The organism is Amycolatopsis sp. CA-230715 (assembly GCF_018736145.1).
Classification (GTDB): Bacteria; Actinomycetota; Actinomycetes; order Mycobacteriales; family Pseudonocardiaceae; genus Amycolatopsis.
On record NZ_CP059997.1, the window covers coordinates 4,433,758 to 4,447,214 of the forward strand.

Annotated in this window: 15 protein-coding genes; 11 read left to right on the top strand and 4 right to left on the bottom strand. The window is 69.6% G+C overall.

Going from position 1 to position 13,457, the window contains the following annotated elements; translation table 11 throughout:
- The first annotated feature begins 267 nt into the window (after nt 1–267).
- Nucleotides 268–1,395 carry an HNH endonuclease signature motif containing protein gene (locus tag HUW46_RS21130; RefSeq protein WP_254126388.1) on the top strand — a complete coding sequence of 376 codons (1,128 nt, stop codon included), beginning with the start codon at nt 268–270 and terminating at the stop codon, nt 1,393–1,395.
- Between the two features lie 173 nt (nt 1,396–1,568).
- Here the strand turns inward: HUW46_RS21130 and HUW46_RS21135 are convergent, their stop codons facing one another.
- Both HUW46_RS21135 and HUW46_RS21140 read right to left on the bottom strand, forming a co-directional pair.
- Complete coding sequence (locus tag HUW46_RS21135) at nt 1,569–2,375, bottom strand: LacI family DNA-binding transcriptional regulator (protein WP_254126390.1); 807 nt, start codon at nt 2,373–2,375, stop codon at nt 1,569–1,571.
- Nucleotides 2,376–2,526: 151 nt separating this feature from the next.
- Nucleotides 2,527–3,564, bottom strand: a complete 1,038-nt coding sequence (locus HUW46_RS21140; protein ID WP_215548914.1) for a LacI family DNA-binding transcriptional regulator — start codon at nt 3,562–3,564, stop codon at nt 2,527–2,529.
- Nucleotides 3,565–3,658: 94 nt separating this feature from the next.
- On the opposite strand from HUW46_RS21140, the gene HUW46_RS21145 reads away from it, so the two are divergent.
- From HUW46_RS21145 to HUW46_RS21175, 7 genes are all read left to right on the top strand, one after another.
- On the top strand, nt 3,659–4,681 hold the full coding sequence (locus HUW46_RS21145; protein WP_215548915.1) for a substrate-binding domain-containing protein: 1,023 nt from the start codon (nt 3,659–3,661) through the stop codon (nt 4,679–4,681).
- The gene (locus tag HUW46_RS21150) at nt 4,681–5,679 is read left to right on the top strand and encodes an ABC transporter permease (RefSeq protein WP_215548916.1); all 999 of its coding nucleotides are present in this window, start codon (nt 4,681–4,683) and stop codon (nt 5,677–5,679) included. The genes HUW46_RS21145 and HUW46_RS21150 overlap by 1 nt, the downstream gene beginning before the upstream one ends.
- Nucleotides 5,679–6,509, top strand: coding sequence for an ATP-binding cassette domain-containing protein (locus HUW46_RS21155; protein ID WP_215548917.1), 831 nt, complete (start codon nt 5,679–5,681; stop codon nt 6,507–6,509). The genes HUW46_RS21150 and HUW46_RS21155 overlap by 1 nt, the downstream gene beginning before the upstream one ends.
- Nucleotides 6,506–7,354, top strand: coding sequence for a PfkB family carbohydrate kinase (locus HUW46_RS21160; protein WP_215548918.1), 849 nt, complete (start codon nt 6,506–6,508; stop codon nt 7,352–7,354). The genes HUW46_RS21155 and HUW46_RS21160 overlap by 4 nt, the downstream gene beginning before the upstream one ends.
- Entirely contained in the window at nt 7,351–7,986 is a 636-nt protein-coding gene (locus HUW46_RS21165; RefSeq protein WP_215548919.1) for a nucleoside/nucleotide kinase family protein, read from the top strand. Before HUW46_RS21160 ends, HUW46_RS21165 begins: the two co-directional genes overlap by 4 nt.
- A gap of 10 nt (nt 7,987–7,996) precedes the next feature.
- Nucleotides 7,997–8,743: an SDR family oxidoreductase gene (locus HUW46_RS21170; RefSeq protein WP_215548920.1), complete on the top strand. Its 747-nt coding sequence runs from the start codon at nt 7,997–7,999 to the stop codon at nt 8,741–8,743.
- Nucleotides 8,744–9,032: 289 nt separating this feature from the next.
- Nucleotides 9,033–9,446: a VOC family protein gene (locus HUW46_RS21175; protein WP_215548921.1), complete on the top strand. Its 414-nt coding sequence runs from the start codon at nt 9,033–9,035 to the stop codon at nt 9,444–9,446.
- A gap of 2 nt (nt 9,447–9,448) precedes the next feature.
- Here HUW46_RS21175 and HUW46_RS21180 read toward each other — a convergent pair whose 3' ends face one another.
- Nucleotides 9,449–10,348: a LysR family transcriptional regulator gene (locus tag HUW46_RS21180; protein ID WP_215548922.1), complete on the bottom strand. Its 900-nt coding sequence runs from the start codon at nt 10,346–10,348 to the stop codon at nt 9,449–9,451.
- 88 nt (nt 10,349–10,436) lie between these two features.
- Between HUW46_RS21180 and HUW46_RS21185 the strand changes: the two genes are divergently transcribed.
- The 3 genes from HUW46_RS21185 to HUW46_RS21195 are packed head-to-tail and all read left to right on the top strand — an operon-like array spanning nt 10,437 to nt 12,747.
- On the top strand, nt 10,437–11,252 hold the full coding sequence (locus HUW46_RS21185; RefSeq protein WP_215548923.1) for an LLM class flavin-dependent oxidoreductase: 816 nt from the start codon (nt 10,437–10,439) through the stop codon (nt 11,250–11,252).
- Nucleotides 11,249–11,941 carry an alpha/beta hydrolase gene (locus tag HUW46_RS21190; RefSeq protein ID WP_215548924.1) on the top strand — a complete coding sequence of 231 codons (693 nt, stop codon included), beginning with the start codon at nt 11,249–11,251 and terminating at the stop codon, nt 11,939–11,941. Before HUW46_RS21185 ends, HUW46_RS21190 begins: the two co-directional genes overlap by 4 nt.
- Nucleotides 11,938–12,747 (top strand): class I SAM-dependent methyltransferase, encoded by an 810-nt coding sequence (locus HUW46_RS21195; RefSeq protein WP_215548925.1) that lies wholly within the window; start codon nt 11,938–11,940, stop codon nt 12,745–12,747. Before HUW46_RS21190 ends, HUW46_RS21195 begins: the two co-directional genes overlap by 4 nt.
- On the opposite strand, the gene HUW46_RS21200 is transcribed toward HUW46_RS21195, so the two are convergent.
- Nucleotides 12,748–13,416, bottom strand: a complete 669-nt coding sequence (locus HUW46_RS21200) for a DedA family protein (protein ID WP_215548926.1) — start codon at nt 13,414–13,416, stop codon at nt 12,748–12,750.
- Between the last annotated feature and the right edge of the window lie 41 nt (nt 13,417–13,457).

The following is a 13,457-nucleotide window of genomic DNA, read 5'->3' on the forward strand; positions in this document are numbered from 1 at the left end:
CGCTTTTTCGGTGGGCACGGTGTAGGTCTACGGCACGCCTGCGGCGCGCCGTTGGGCACTGACGCTCCTCGGTGCGGGCCGCGTCGTTGGTCACCAGCGTCAGTGCCCAATGGAACGAAAAACCTTTGGTCACCTTGGATAGCGTCCCCGACGCATTGACGGTCCCGTTCGCTTTTTTTGGGTTCTGTTTCGTTGTGGGCGCGTTGTGGCAGGTTGTGATCATTTCTGTACACGATCGGGTGATGGGTTGAGCGGTAGAATTGTTTTGTGGACGTATTTGAAATTCCTGCGGATCGGGTTGTTGCTAATTCTGCGGAGCATTGGAAGAGGTGGTTACGGTATGGGCAGGCGATGCTGCTTCGGCAAATCGCGTCCATGAATCAGGAGTGGTCGCGAAGATCGGTGCTGGCGTGGGTGGCGTTGTCGTGCAATTGCACGCAGGCGGGAGCGGAGCGGAAGGCGGCGCTCGCTGACGCGTTGACCTCATACCTGCCCCGCACCCTCGAAGCCCTGGAGAGCGGGGTCATCGATGAGGGTATGGCGGCGAAGGTGTTCGAGGCCACCGCGTGCGCTTCTCGTGAGGTGGCGCGGGAGGTGGATGCGCGGTTGAGGTTCGAGAACAAGAACTCGGCTTCGCTGCGGAGGATGGTCAACACGCTGTTGATGCGAGTCGACCCGGAGGGGTACGAGGCGCGGCGCCGTGCCAAGACCGCCGCACGCATGCTCGAAATCCGGCACGGCGATCACGGATCTTCAACCCTGTTCGCCGAACTGCCCTCCGACCGCGCCCAAGCCATCTACGCCGCCTGCGATCGGGACGCGTTGGAGAAAAAGCGCCAAGGTGACAAGCGCACCATGGATCAGCTTCGGGTTGATGCGTTGGTGGAGCGGTGCCTGGGCGGGGAGTGCGGTGGTAAACCGAAGGCGCAGATCTATGTCTACATCGACCTCCCCACCTTGATGGGGATGCGCAACAACCCGGGCGAACTCGCCGGATGCGGGGAAATCTCCCCGGAGATGGCTCGCGAGATCGCCTTCGACACCAACTCCGTCTGGAACCGCATCGTGTCCGAACCGATGACCGGACTCCCTGTCGACATCGGACGCGAGAGCTACCGGCCACCGGCGCAGATGCGCAAGTACGTCCAAGTCCTGCACCGAACCTGTGACATGCCGGGGTGTTGCCGACCCGCCCAATATTCCGACCTCGACCACATCCAGCCCTGGAGCGAAGGCGGCGGCACCGACAAAATCAACATCCGGCCGTTTTGCCGGGTGCACCACGGTTTGCGTGACGAACCCGGCTGGGAATTCCACACCGACGCCAACGGAAACACCACCGTCATCGCCCCCGACGGCCGCACCTACACCGACGACCCCACCGGCTTTATCTGACCTAGATGACATGAGGACCGGTGAGCTGAAGTCCGGTTCCCGCGATCGGGGGCGCACCAGATGGGGCGCGGCGAACGGGGCGAACCGCCACGCGCGCAACCGGTGGAGCCGAGTCGGACGATCACGGACGGACCGTGGCTGAGTCCATTGAGGACCGGAGCCAGGACCGGCGTTCAGCAGCCGCAAGACGTGCGGTGCCGGAATTCGGGGGCGAGCCGTACGGCTTCCGGGCGTCGTTCGGGGTCGGTGAGCCTGCGCAGCAGCAGATGCACGGCGGCGTGGCCGATTTCGGCGACCGGAGGGGCCATCGCTGTGAGGGCGGGGTCGACGGTGCGGGCCCATGCCGGGTCGCCGTAGGCGGCGAGCGCGATGTCGTCGCCGATGCGGAGGCCGCGGCGGTGCAGTTCGTAGTGGACGCCGACCAGCATCGCCTCGTTCGACACCACCAGTGCCGACGGTGACGGGGTGGTTTCGAGGAGCTTGGCGGTCGCGGCCGCGCCACCGCCCGCGTCGCCGCGACCGTTCGCGACCAGATCCGGGTTCCAGCGCAAGCCCGCCCTGCCGAGACCGAGCCGGTAGCCGAGCGCGCGTTCGTCACCGGCGACGCGGCCGGGGAGATCGGCGACGAAACCGATGCGGCGATGGCCGCGGGTGCCGAAGTGGCGTACGAGCGCGGAGACCGCCTGGACGTTCTCGGCGCCCGCCTGGTCGACGTCGTTGCGGTTCGCCACGTGATCCACGAGCACGGTCGGGATGCCGAGCCGCACCAAGCCGGTCACCACCGAGTCGTCACCGGCCGCGGGCGAGAGCAGCACACCGTCCACGTTCTGCTCCCGCAGCGAGCGGACCACCTCGGCTTCGGTCGCCACGCTGTCGCCGGTGTCCGCGAGCGTGATCGCGCAGCCCGCGTCGCCCGCCGCGTCCTCGATCGCGTGCACCACGCGCGTCACGTGCGGGTTCGACGGATCGTGCAACGCCATCGCCACCCCGAACCGGTGGGTGACAGGTGTGTCCCAAAGAGGTAATTCCGGACTGACCGCGGTCATGATTTCTAGCCCCTACTCGCTTGCGAGTGACGGTAACCCCGGTTCGGGTGTCATCCGGTCGGGAGCGAGCAGAGTCGCCGCAGAATCAGGCGTGTGGGTGAACGGGCCCGCAGCCGCAGGATTCCCGGTGACACAGCGTAGGCGGAAGGCGGACGGTTTCCGGGCGGCGATCGGGATCGGCGATCCTGGCGAGCAGCAACCGGACCGCCTGCCTGCCGATCGCCTCGACCGGCTGGGCCATCGTGGTGAGCGGCGGGTCGACGAGCTCGGCCCATTCCACGTCGTCGTACACGACCACCGGCAGGTCCGTGCCGATCCGGATACCGCGGCGGCGGGCCTCCTTCAGCACGCCGACCATCATGCTGTCGTTGCCGACCACGAGCGCCGTCGGCGGCTCGAGCCGGGCGAGCAGCCTGCGGAACGCCTCGGTCCCGCCTTCGGCCGACGAGTGTCCACATTCGACCAGATCGGGATTCCAGGTGAGCCCGCCGCGACCCAGCCCGAGCCGGTAGCCGAGGACGCGCTCGTCGCTCGTGGTCAGGCCCGCCGCGCCGCTGATCAGGCCGATCCGCCGGTGCCCGAGCGAAGCCAGGTGCTCGGTCAGCGCCGAGGTGGCCTGGATGTTCTCGCTGCCTACCTGGTCGACGTCGCCGCGCGTGGCGAGCCGGTCGACGAGCACCGTCGGCACCCCGAGCGAAACCAGCTCGCTGATCACCGCGCCGTCACCCGACGACGGGGTCAGCAGGATCCCGTCTACGCGGCGCGAACGCAGTGCTCGCACGGTGTCGCGTTCGGTGTCGACGGTGTCGTGGGTGTCCGCGAGCAGCACCGTGTACCCGGCGCTCGCCGCTTCGCGTTCGATCGCGCGCATCACCGCCGCGAAGTACGGGTTGGCGAGCAGCGAGATCGCCACGCCCAGCGACCTCGTCCCGCCGGTGACCAGGGAACGGGCGATCGCGTCGCCGGTGTACCCGGTGGTCTCGATCGCCTTCAGCACGGCGATCTTCGTTTCCTCCGCCACCGCGCGGGTCCCGTTCACCACGTGTGAGACGGTGGTGATCGACACCCCCGCGAGTTCCGCGATGTCGCGTTGGGTCGGCCGGGTCGACCTCGACGGCGGCATGCTCACCTCTTTCGCTCGCAAGCGTTTGCGCAAACGCTTGCGACTGAGCATAGGCGGCTCTACCTTCTGCGGCATCGAACGGGAGGTACCACCCATGAGACAGCGTGGTCTCACCGCACGCGCCACGGCAGTCGCCGTCGCCGTGCTGGTCACCGCCGGAGCCTGCACGGTGCAGCGGCACTGGGGCGGCGGCTCGAGCGCCGGGAGCGGGAGCAAGGCCAAGGTCGGCCTGGTCACCAAGACCGACACCAACCCTTACTTCGTCGAACTCCGCAACTCCGCCAGCGCTGCGGCGAAGGCGCAGGGCGCGGATTTCAGCGCGCTCGCCGGCCAGTTCGACGGGGACAACGACGGCCAGGTCCGTGCCATCGAAAACCTCATGCAGCAGGGCGCGACCACCATCCTCATCACGCCCAGTTCGTCGACCGGCGTGCTCGACGCGATCAAGCGCGCCCGCGAATCGGGCGTGCTCGTGCTCGCGCTGGACACCGCGACCGAACCGGCCGATGCCGTCGACGCCACCTTCGCCACGGACAACTTCGAGGCGGGCCGCCAGCAGGGCGCCTACGTCAAGGCCGCGCTCGCGGGCACGGCGCCGAAGTTCTTCATGGTCGACGGCACCGCGGGCAGCACCGTCGACACCCAGCGGCACGGCGGGTTCCTCAAGGGCATGGGCCTGACCGACGCGTCGCCCGAGATCAAGGGCAAGACGCCGGCGAACGGCGACCAGAGCCTCGCGCAGCAAGGCACCGAGAACCTGTTGCAGCGCACCACCGACATCAACTCGATGTACACCATGAACGAGCCGATGGGCCGGGGCGCGGCCGCCGCGCTGCAGGCGCGCGGGCTCACCGGGCAGGTCGTCGTCGGCTCGATCGACGGCGGCTGCGAGGGCGTGCAGAACGTCAAGAGCGGCGAACTCGCCGCGACCGTCATGCAGTTCCCGAAGAAGATGGCCGAACAGGGGGTGACCGCGGCCGTGGAGTACGCGAAGTCCGGCAAGAAGCCGCAAGGGTTCGTCGACACCGGGTCGGTCGTGATCACCGACAAGCCGGTTCCCGGCTTGAAGAGCCAGAACAGCGCGTGGGGCCTGCAGAACTGCTGGGGTGGTCAGTGATGACGGCGGCAACCGTGACCCAGTCGGCGCAACCCAAGGAACGCGCGACGCTCGGCGAGTTCTTCCTGCGCGCGCCCGCCGTCGGACCGGCGCTCGCGCTCGTCGTGGCGGTCGCGGTGTTCTCCATCGCCACCGACACGTTCCTCAACCTCGACAACCTTTCGCTCGTGGTGCAACAGTCCCTTGTGGTCGGGACGCTCGCGCTCGGGCAGACGCTGATCATCCTGACCTCGGGCATCGACCTGTCGAACGCGGCCGCGATGGTGCTCGGCACGCTGCTCATGGCGAAGCTGCTCGTCGGCGGTGTCACCGGGATTTTCGCGCTGCTGCTGGGAATCATCGCGACCGCGTTACTGTCCACAGTGACCGGTGCGCTGGTCACGCGCATCAAGCTGCCGCCGTTCATCGTCACGCTCGGCATGCTGACCATGCTCACCGCGACCGCGAAGCTCGTCGCGGGCGGCCAGGGCGTGCAGATCGACGACGGCCTGCTCACCTGGCTCGGCACCCGGCGCTACCTCTTCGGCGGCATCCCGGTCACCTACGGGATGACGCTGGCGCTGCTGATGTTCCTCGGCATGTGGTACGCGCTGACGAAAACCGCGTGGGGCAAGCACGTCTACGCGGTGGGCAACGCACCGGAATCGGCGCGGCTGTCCGGGATCAAGGTCAACCGCACGGTGCTGTCGGTGTACGTGGTGGCGGGCGTGATCTTCGGGATCGCCGCGTGGCAGGCGCTCGGCCGCGTGCCCAACGCCGACCCGAACGCCTACCAGCTCGGCAACCTCGACTCGATCACCGCGGTGGTGCTCGGCGGGACCAGCCTGTTCGGCGGGCGGGGATCGGTGCTCGGCACGATGCTCGGCGCGCTCGTCGTCGCCGTGCTGCGGTCGGGGCTGACCCAGCTCGGCGTGGACGCGCTGTACCAGGACGTGGCGACCGGCGCGCTGGTGATCGCCGCGGTGGTCGTGGACCGGCTCGCGAGGAGGCAGCGCTGATGTCCGAAAAGCAGGTGACCGGCGAACAGCAGGAAACCTTGTCCGCGCGTGGTTTGGTGAAGCGGTATGGCCGCGTGACCGCGATCGACGGCGCCGATTTCGACCTCTACCCCGGTGAGGTGCTCGCCGTCGTCGGCGACAACGGCGCGGGAAAGTCGAGCCTCATCAAGGCGCTTTCCGGTGCGGTGGTCCCCGACGCCGGTGAGATCAAAGTGGACGGTCGCACCGTCCATTTCAGAACGCCGATCGACGCGCGCCGCTACGGGATCGAGACGGTGTACCAGGATCTCGCGCTGGCACCCGCACAGGACATCGCGTCGAACATGTTCCTCGGCAGGGAAAAGCGGCAGTCGGGTCTGCTCGGGCTGTTCCGCAAGCTCGACACGGCGACCATGCGCACCGAGGCGCAGCGCGTGCTGGACGAGCTGGGCATCAACGTCAAGTCCATCACGCAGCCGGTGGAAACGCTCTCCGGCGGGCAGCGGCAGGGTGTCGCGGTGGCGCGCGCGGCGGCGTTCGGGACGAAGGCCGTGATCATGGACGAGCCGACCGCCGCGCTCGGGGTCGCCGAGTCCGGCAAGGTGCTCGCGCTGATCGACCGCATCCGCGAGCGCGGCCTGCCGGTGGTGCTGATCAGCCACAACATGCCGCACGTGTTCGACATCGCCGACCGCATCCACGTGCACCGGCTCGGCAAGCGGGTCGCGGTCGTGTCCCCGAAGACGCACACCATGAACCAGGTCGTCGGGCTGATCACCGGTGCGCTGCGCGTCGGCGAGGACGGCGCGGTGGAAGAGGTGGAGGCCGCCGTGCGCGCGGGACTGCGATGACCGCACTGCTCGCCGGTCTGTCCACTGTGGACGTCGTGCAGCGCGTCGCCGAGTTCCCGGCACCGGGTGAGAAGGTGCAGTCGGGCTCGGTCGACGTGGCCGCCGGTGGCCCCGCGGCGAACGCGGCGGTCACCGTGGCGGCGCTCGGCGGGCGCGCGGTCCTGCACACCGTGCTCGGTGCCCACCCGCTCGCCGGGCTCGCCCGCGCGGACCTGGAGTCCTGCGGGGTCACGGTCGTCGACGCCGCGCCGGATCACCCCGGCCCGCCCGCGCTGAGCAACGTCGTGGTCAGGGAGCGCGACGGCGAGCGGACCGTGGTGTCGCGCAACGCCGCCGAGGTCGGGCCGATCTCCGCGCCCCCGGAGCCGCCCGAGGACACGCGGGTGGTGCTCGTCGACGGGCACCACCCCGAGCTGGCGCTGCACGCGGCCCGTTGGGCGCGGGCGCGCGGGGTCCCGGTGGTGCTCGACGCGGGGAGCTGGAAACCGGTGCTCGACGAGCTGCTGCCGCTGGTCGACCTCGCCGCCTGTTCGGCGCACTTCCGCGCCCCGGAACCGGATCTGCACGCGCGGGGCGTGCCGACGGTGCTCGTCAGCGCGGGTCCCGAGCCGGTCCGATGGTCCACAAAGGACGGTTCTGGTGCGGTCGGGGTTCCCCGGGTGGCCGCGCGGGATACGCTCGGCGCGGGCGATGTGTGGCACGGCGCGCTCGCGTTCGGCGTCACACTGCTCGCGCTGCCCGAGCTGATCGGGTTCGCCAACGAGGTGGCCGCCGAGCGCGTGCGGCACGCCGGGCCGAGGAGCTGGCTGACCGCGGTCAGCGCGAAGGGAAGGGGAATCGGATGACGTCGTTCGACGAGCTGCTCGGCAGGGCGGAGGCCCTGGCGTCGGCGGGAACGCGGAAGCTGCTGGGCATCGTGGGCGCGCCAGCGTCCGGGAAGACCACGCTCGCCTGGGGTATCGCCGAGAAGCTGGGCACGCGCGCCGCCGTGGTCGGGATGGACGGGTTCCACCTGGCGCAGGTGGAGCTGAACCGGCTCGGCCGCGCCGACCGCAAAGGCGCGCCGGACACCTTCGACGGCGCCGGGTACGTGCACCTGTTGCGGCGCTTGAAAGCCGCCGAAGAAACCGTTTACGCGCCGGAATTCCGCCGTGAGATCGAGGAACCGATCGCGGGGGCCGTCCCGGTGGCGCCGGAGGTGCCGCTGGTGCTCACCGAGGGCAACTACCTGCTCGTCGACGAGGAACCGTGGGCCGGTGCGCGGGCACTGCTCGACGAGGTGTGGTTCCTCGCGCCGGACGAGCCGGAGCGCATCCAGCGCCTGGTCACCCGGCACCGCCGCTACGGCCGTTCGCTCGTCGAGGCGCAGCAGCGCGCGCTCGGGTCGGACCAGCGCAACGCGGACATCATCGCCACCACCGCGCCCCGCGCGGACCTCGTGCTGGAAAACATGCCGCTGGTGAACTTCGAGATCTAGGATCGCCGGTATGACTGGGGTTCTGATCGTGACCGGCGGAAGCCGGGGCATCGGCGCGGAGGTGTGCGCGCTCGCCGCGCGGCACGGCTACGACGTCGTGGTGAACTACGCGGGCGACGAGCAGGCCGCCGCGACAGTGGTGAAGCGCGTCGAAGAAGCGGGCCGCAGCGCGGTCGAGGTGCGCGGGGACGTGGCGGTCGAAGAGGACGTGTGCGCGCTGTTCGACGCGGCCGCCGGGCTCGGCACGCTCACCGCGCTGGTGAACAACGCCGGGATCACCGGCAACACACCGGGCAGGCTCGACGCCCAGCGCGTCGAAACCGTGCGCCGCGTGCTGGACGTCAACGTGACCGGCGTTTTCCTGTGCGCGCGGGAAGCGGTGCGCCGCATGTCGACGCGCTACGGGGGCGAAGGCGGCGTGATCGTCAACGTGTCGTCCACGGCCGCGCGGACGGCTTCCGCCGGCGAATGGGTGCACTACGCGGCGAGCAAGGCCGCCGTCGAGACGATGACCTCCGGCCTCGCGCAGGAGGTCGCCGAGGAGGGCATCCGGGTCAACGCGGTGGCGCCGGGCATGGTCGAAACCGGCCTGCACGCCGCCGCGGGGATGCCGGACCGGCTCGACCGGATCGCGCCGACCATCCCGATGGGCCGCGCCGGACGCCCCGAGGAGATCGCCGAGGCCGTCCTGTGGCTGTTGTCCCCAGCCTCCTCGTACGCGACCGGCGCTGTCCTGCCGGTCAGCGGGGGCCGCTGACGAGTTGTCCACAGAATCGGGGGTTGTGCACAACGCCTGTGGATAAAACTGTGGGCGCGTAGCGCCGTCCTTGGGGGGTGGTGGTTGGACGACGGGTGGGCGTGGATGTCGCGCATCCCGTTTTGTGGACGTTTTTGTTCTCCGATTGACGGGGAAACGAGTGGGTAACTCTTCGCCGTGAAAGCGGCCCAACCCGGATCTCGCACGTCCCAAGAGTCGTTCAAGCCGTCGGGACCGGTGAACCGGCCGACGGCTCCTCAGACAGCCCCACAAGGGTGGGAAGGACGGCATGTCCAAGCTCACGAGTGTGCATCACCTGGCGCTCACCGTCACCGACGTCGATCGCAGCGTGCCCTGGTACGAGCGGGTCCTCGGGCTGGTGGAGTTCGCGCGGCGCGAAGATCCGGAAACCGGGCTGCGCAAGGTGGTGCTGAGATCGCCGAGCGAGGAGTTCTCGGTGGCGCTGGTGCAGCACCCGTACGCCGACCGGCGCCTGTTCGACGAGCGGATCACCGGGCTCGACCACGTCGCGTTCAAGGTCTCGTCGCAGGCCGACCTGCGGCAGTGGGAAGCGCGCCTCGCCGAGTACGGCGTGACCTACACGCCGGCGAAACCGTCGCGGACCCTGCCCGGCTCGCTCGTGGTGGTGCTCCGCGACCCGGACGGCATCCAGCTCGAAATCTGGGCCGACCCGGAACCCTGAATTCATTGCAGGGCTTCGAGATCGCGCGCGAGTTCGGCGGCCAGCTCGACGGCGCGGGTCGCGAGTGGTGAGAGCGTGCGGTGGGCGGGCCGCACGAGGTAGAGCTCGCGATGGGCGACCGGGGGCCGCAACGGGTGGATGGTCAGCGCCTCGTCGGTGGTCGCACCGGCGCCGTGGATGGCCAGCCACGGCAGGATCGCCGAGCCGAGTCCGGCTTTGGCCATGGAGAGCACGGTTTCGTTGCCAGCGGCGCGGAACACGTACTGGGGACGGATTCCGCTCGCGGTGAGCGCTTCTTCGAGCGCGGGCTGCGCGCAGTCGGGTGGCCAGGCGACCATCGGCGCCCCGTCGAGGTCCGCGAGGCCGACGGGGCCTTCGGGGAACTGCCCGCGGCGGGCCACCAGGAAGTACGGGTCGTCCAAGAGCTTGAGGTGCTCGATATCGGTGCGGTCGAAGCGGAGGTCGTAGAAGAGCAGGTCGACCGTCGACGGATCCGGGGAATCGGATTCGTCCTCGGACAGCCGGATTTCGCAGCGCGGGAACTCGTCGAGGAGCCTGCGGACCAGAACTGGCAGAAGCGTGTTGGACACGCTTTGGAAGGTGCCGATGGTGAGGCGGCTTTCGCCCGCCTTGAACCGCTCGACGGCGGTGTGCATCGCGTCGGCTTTCGCGAGCAGCTCGTCGGCGTGCGTCCGCGCGACTTCGCCGAGCGGGGTGAGCTGAACCCGGCGCGGGCCGCCGGGGCGGTCGAAGACGCGGCCACCGACGGCGCGCTCCAGAGCGGCGATGTGCTGGCTGACCGTCGACTGGGTGTAACCGAGCCGGGACGCGGCCCTGCCGAAGGATCCCTCGTCGACGACCGCGGTGAAGGTCGCCAGATGTCGAAGCTCCACGTCCGTCATGCCGCGAGACAGTACATCGTAGTCCACGATTAAGACCATCGAATTTCATCGCTTTTCACGATGTCTGAGCGGATCTAGCGTTGCTGGCATGACAACGAAGCCCCGCTCGGCACTCTGGGTCCCGCTCTTCGACGAACTGGCGGATCCGCTGGTCGCGGCCCGGCTCGCGGCCGAGGCCGAAGAAGCGGGCTGGGACGGGTTCTTCGTGTGGGACCACGTCGCGTGGGCCGCACCGGTCCGCCGGGTCGCCGACCCGTGGATTTCGCTGGCCGCGGCGGCGACGGCGACCGAGTCGCTGCGGCTGGGCCCGATGGTCACGCCGGTCGCGCGCCGCCGTCCCGTGAAGCTGGCGCGGGAGACCGCCTCGCTGGATCGGCTGGCCGGCGGCAGGCTGACCCTGGGCGTCGGGCTGGGCAGCGACACCTACGGCGAGGAGTTCGCGCGCACCGGAGAGCAGGTCGACGGCCGAATCCGGGCGGAGATGCTCGACGAGACGTTGGACATCCTCACCGCCGCCTGGTCCGGGCGGCCCGTGCGCCACTACCTCGTCGACGACCTCGCGTTCCAGCCGACGCCGGTCCAGCGGCCGCGCGTGCCGGTCTGGGTCGCGGGTCGTGCGGGCCGCCCCAAACCGCTGCGGCGGGCGGCGCGCTTCGACGGCCACATCCCCATCGGGGTCCGGAATCCCGACCAGATAGCGGAAATCCGCGAAACGATCCACGCGGATCCCTACGACATCGCGGTGCCGGTGCCACTCGGTGCCGATCCCGCCGCGTACTTCGCCGCGGGTGCCACCTGGTGCCTGACGGAGTTCGACCCGGGAGAACTGACGCTCGACCAAGTGCGGGGAGTCCTCCTGGACGGTCCCGCGATCCCTACCCTCGCGAAGGCGGTATCACGATGAGCACGTTCGTACTGATCCACGGCGGCGGCGACGTCGGCTGGCACTTTCACTTGGTGGAAGCCGAATTGCGGGCGCGGGGGCACGACGTCGTGGCCCCCGACCTCCCGGCGGACGACGACTCGAAGACGCTGCCGGACTACGCCGATGCCGTGGTCGAGGCGGTCGGGTCGAGGCGGGATCTGGTCGTGGTGGGCCATTCCTTCGGCGCGTTCACCGCACCGCTCGTCGCGGACCGCCTGCCCACCGACGTGCTGGTCCTGCTGGCCGGGATGGTCCCGGTGCCGGGCGAGCCGCCGGAGAACTGGTGGGCCAACACCGGTTTCGGGAACGCGGTGGCGGAACAGGCCGAGCGCGACGGCGGCTTGACCGGCAACGAAGACCCGTACGTGAGCTTCTACCACGACGTACCGCGGGAACTGGCCGAGGAGGCGATGAGCAAGGAGCGCGCGCACCCGTCGAGCACCGCGATGACCTCCCCGTGGCCGTTGGACGCCTGGCCCGACGTGCCGACGAAGTTCCTGCTCTGCGGCGACGATCGCACCTTCCCGGCCGCTTTGTTCCGCAGCCTGGTGCCCGACCGCCTCGGCATCGTGCCCGACGAAATCCCGGGCAGCCACTGCGTCGCGCTCGGGCGGCCGAAAGAGCTCGCGGACCGGTTGGAGCAGTACGCGGCCGGGAGCGCGCGGTGACCGAAGCGTGGACGCGGACCGTGCGTACCGACGCCGAACGCCAGGTCCGGCACGCCGACCGGATGGCCGACGAACTGCGCCACCTCGGTGCCCGCTTCCGCGCGGCCACCGGCGTCGGCCCGGCCGACCGGGTGCTCGACATCGGTTGCGGCACAGGGGAAACCACGCGCGAAGCTGGTCGGATCGCCGCGAGCGTGCTCGGCGTCGACGTCTCGGCGCCGGTGATCGAGCGGGCCCGGCGCCTCACCGAGGAGGCCGGGTTCCGCACTGTCTCGTACCTGCACGCCGACGCGCAGGTCCACCCGTTCCCGGCGCAGCGCTTCGACTTGTGCCTCAGCAGGCTCGGCACGATGTTCTTCGACGACCCGGTGGCCGCGTTCGGCAACATCGGGCGGGCGCTGCGGCCCGGCGCGCGGCTGGTGCTGCTGGTCTGGCAGAGCCACGACCGTAACGAGTGGTTCACCATGGTGCGCGAGGCCGTCGGCGCACCGGCGCGCGATCCGGGGGACAGCGGCCCGTTCGCGTTCGGCGATCCCGCCGTGGTGACAGCGATAGTGGATGCGGCCGGTTTCTCGGACATCAGCTTCGTCGACGTCCGAGAACCGCTCTACTACGGCCCGGATGTCGCGGCGGCGTACGAATTCGTGACCGGGATGCGCCACGCCAAGGACCTTCTCGCCGAATTGTCCGAGGAAGCCGCCGAACGCGCACGCCAACGGCTTCGCGGCGTCCTCGCTGAGCACGACACCGGAAACGGTGTGCACGTCGGCGGGCGGGCCTGGATCGTCACCGCCCGGCGCGGCTGATCAGGTGTGGGCGGACTCGGTGTCGTCGACCGGTTTCCGCATTTCCTGCCGGTACCGCCACACGCCGTAGGTCGTGCCCAGTACGAAGAACGCGATGCTCAGCCACAGCACCACCGACTTCACCCACGGGATCTGGTCCAGCAGGCCCGCGCCGTAGTAGCCGAGCAGCACCAGCGTCGGCACCCACAGCACGCCGCCCACCGTGGTCGCGGTCAGGAACCGCCGCTGGTCCATGCGCGCGGCGCCCGCGATCAGCGGCGCCAGCGTGCGGATCCATGGGATCCACCTCGCGGCGACGATGGCGAAGAAACCCTTGCGGTCGAGGAAGGAGCGTGCGCGGTCGAGGTTGTGGCGGTTGAGGACCTTGCCGCCGCGGCGGGCGATGAACTTGGTGCCGGTGCGCTTCCCGATGACGTAGCCGAGGTGGTTGCCCACCACCGCGACGAGCAGCGCGCCCACCGAAAGCAGCCACGCGTGCCACGGCGCGTCCTGCTGCGCGAGCACCACGCCGGCGGCGAACAGCAGCGAGTCGCCGGGCAGGAACAGGCCCACGATGAGCGCGCATTCGATGAACACGAAGCTCAGCACGATGACCCAGACCAGTGTCGGTCCGGCGGTATCGAGCCAGCTCACGCCGAAGCCCGCGGATTCGGCATACACCCCGTTCACAGCCATGAGCCTACGTGTCCGTCGTTTCCGGCATGTGCCCG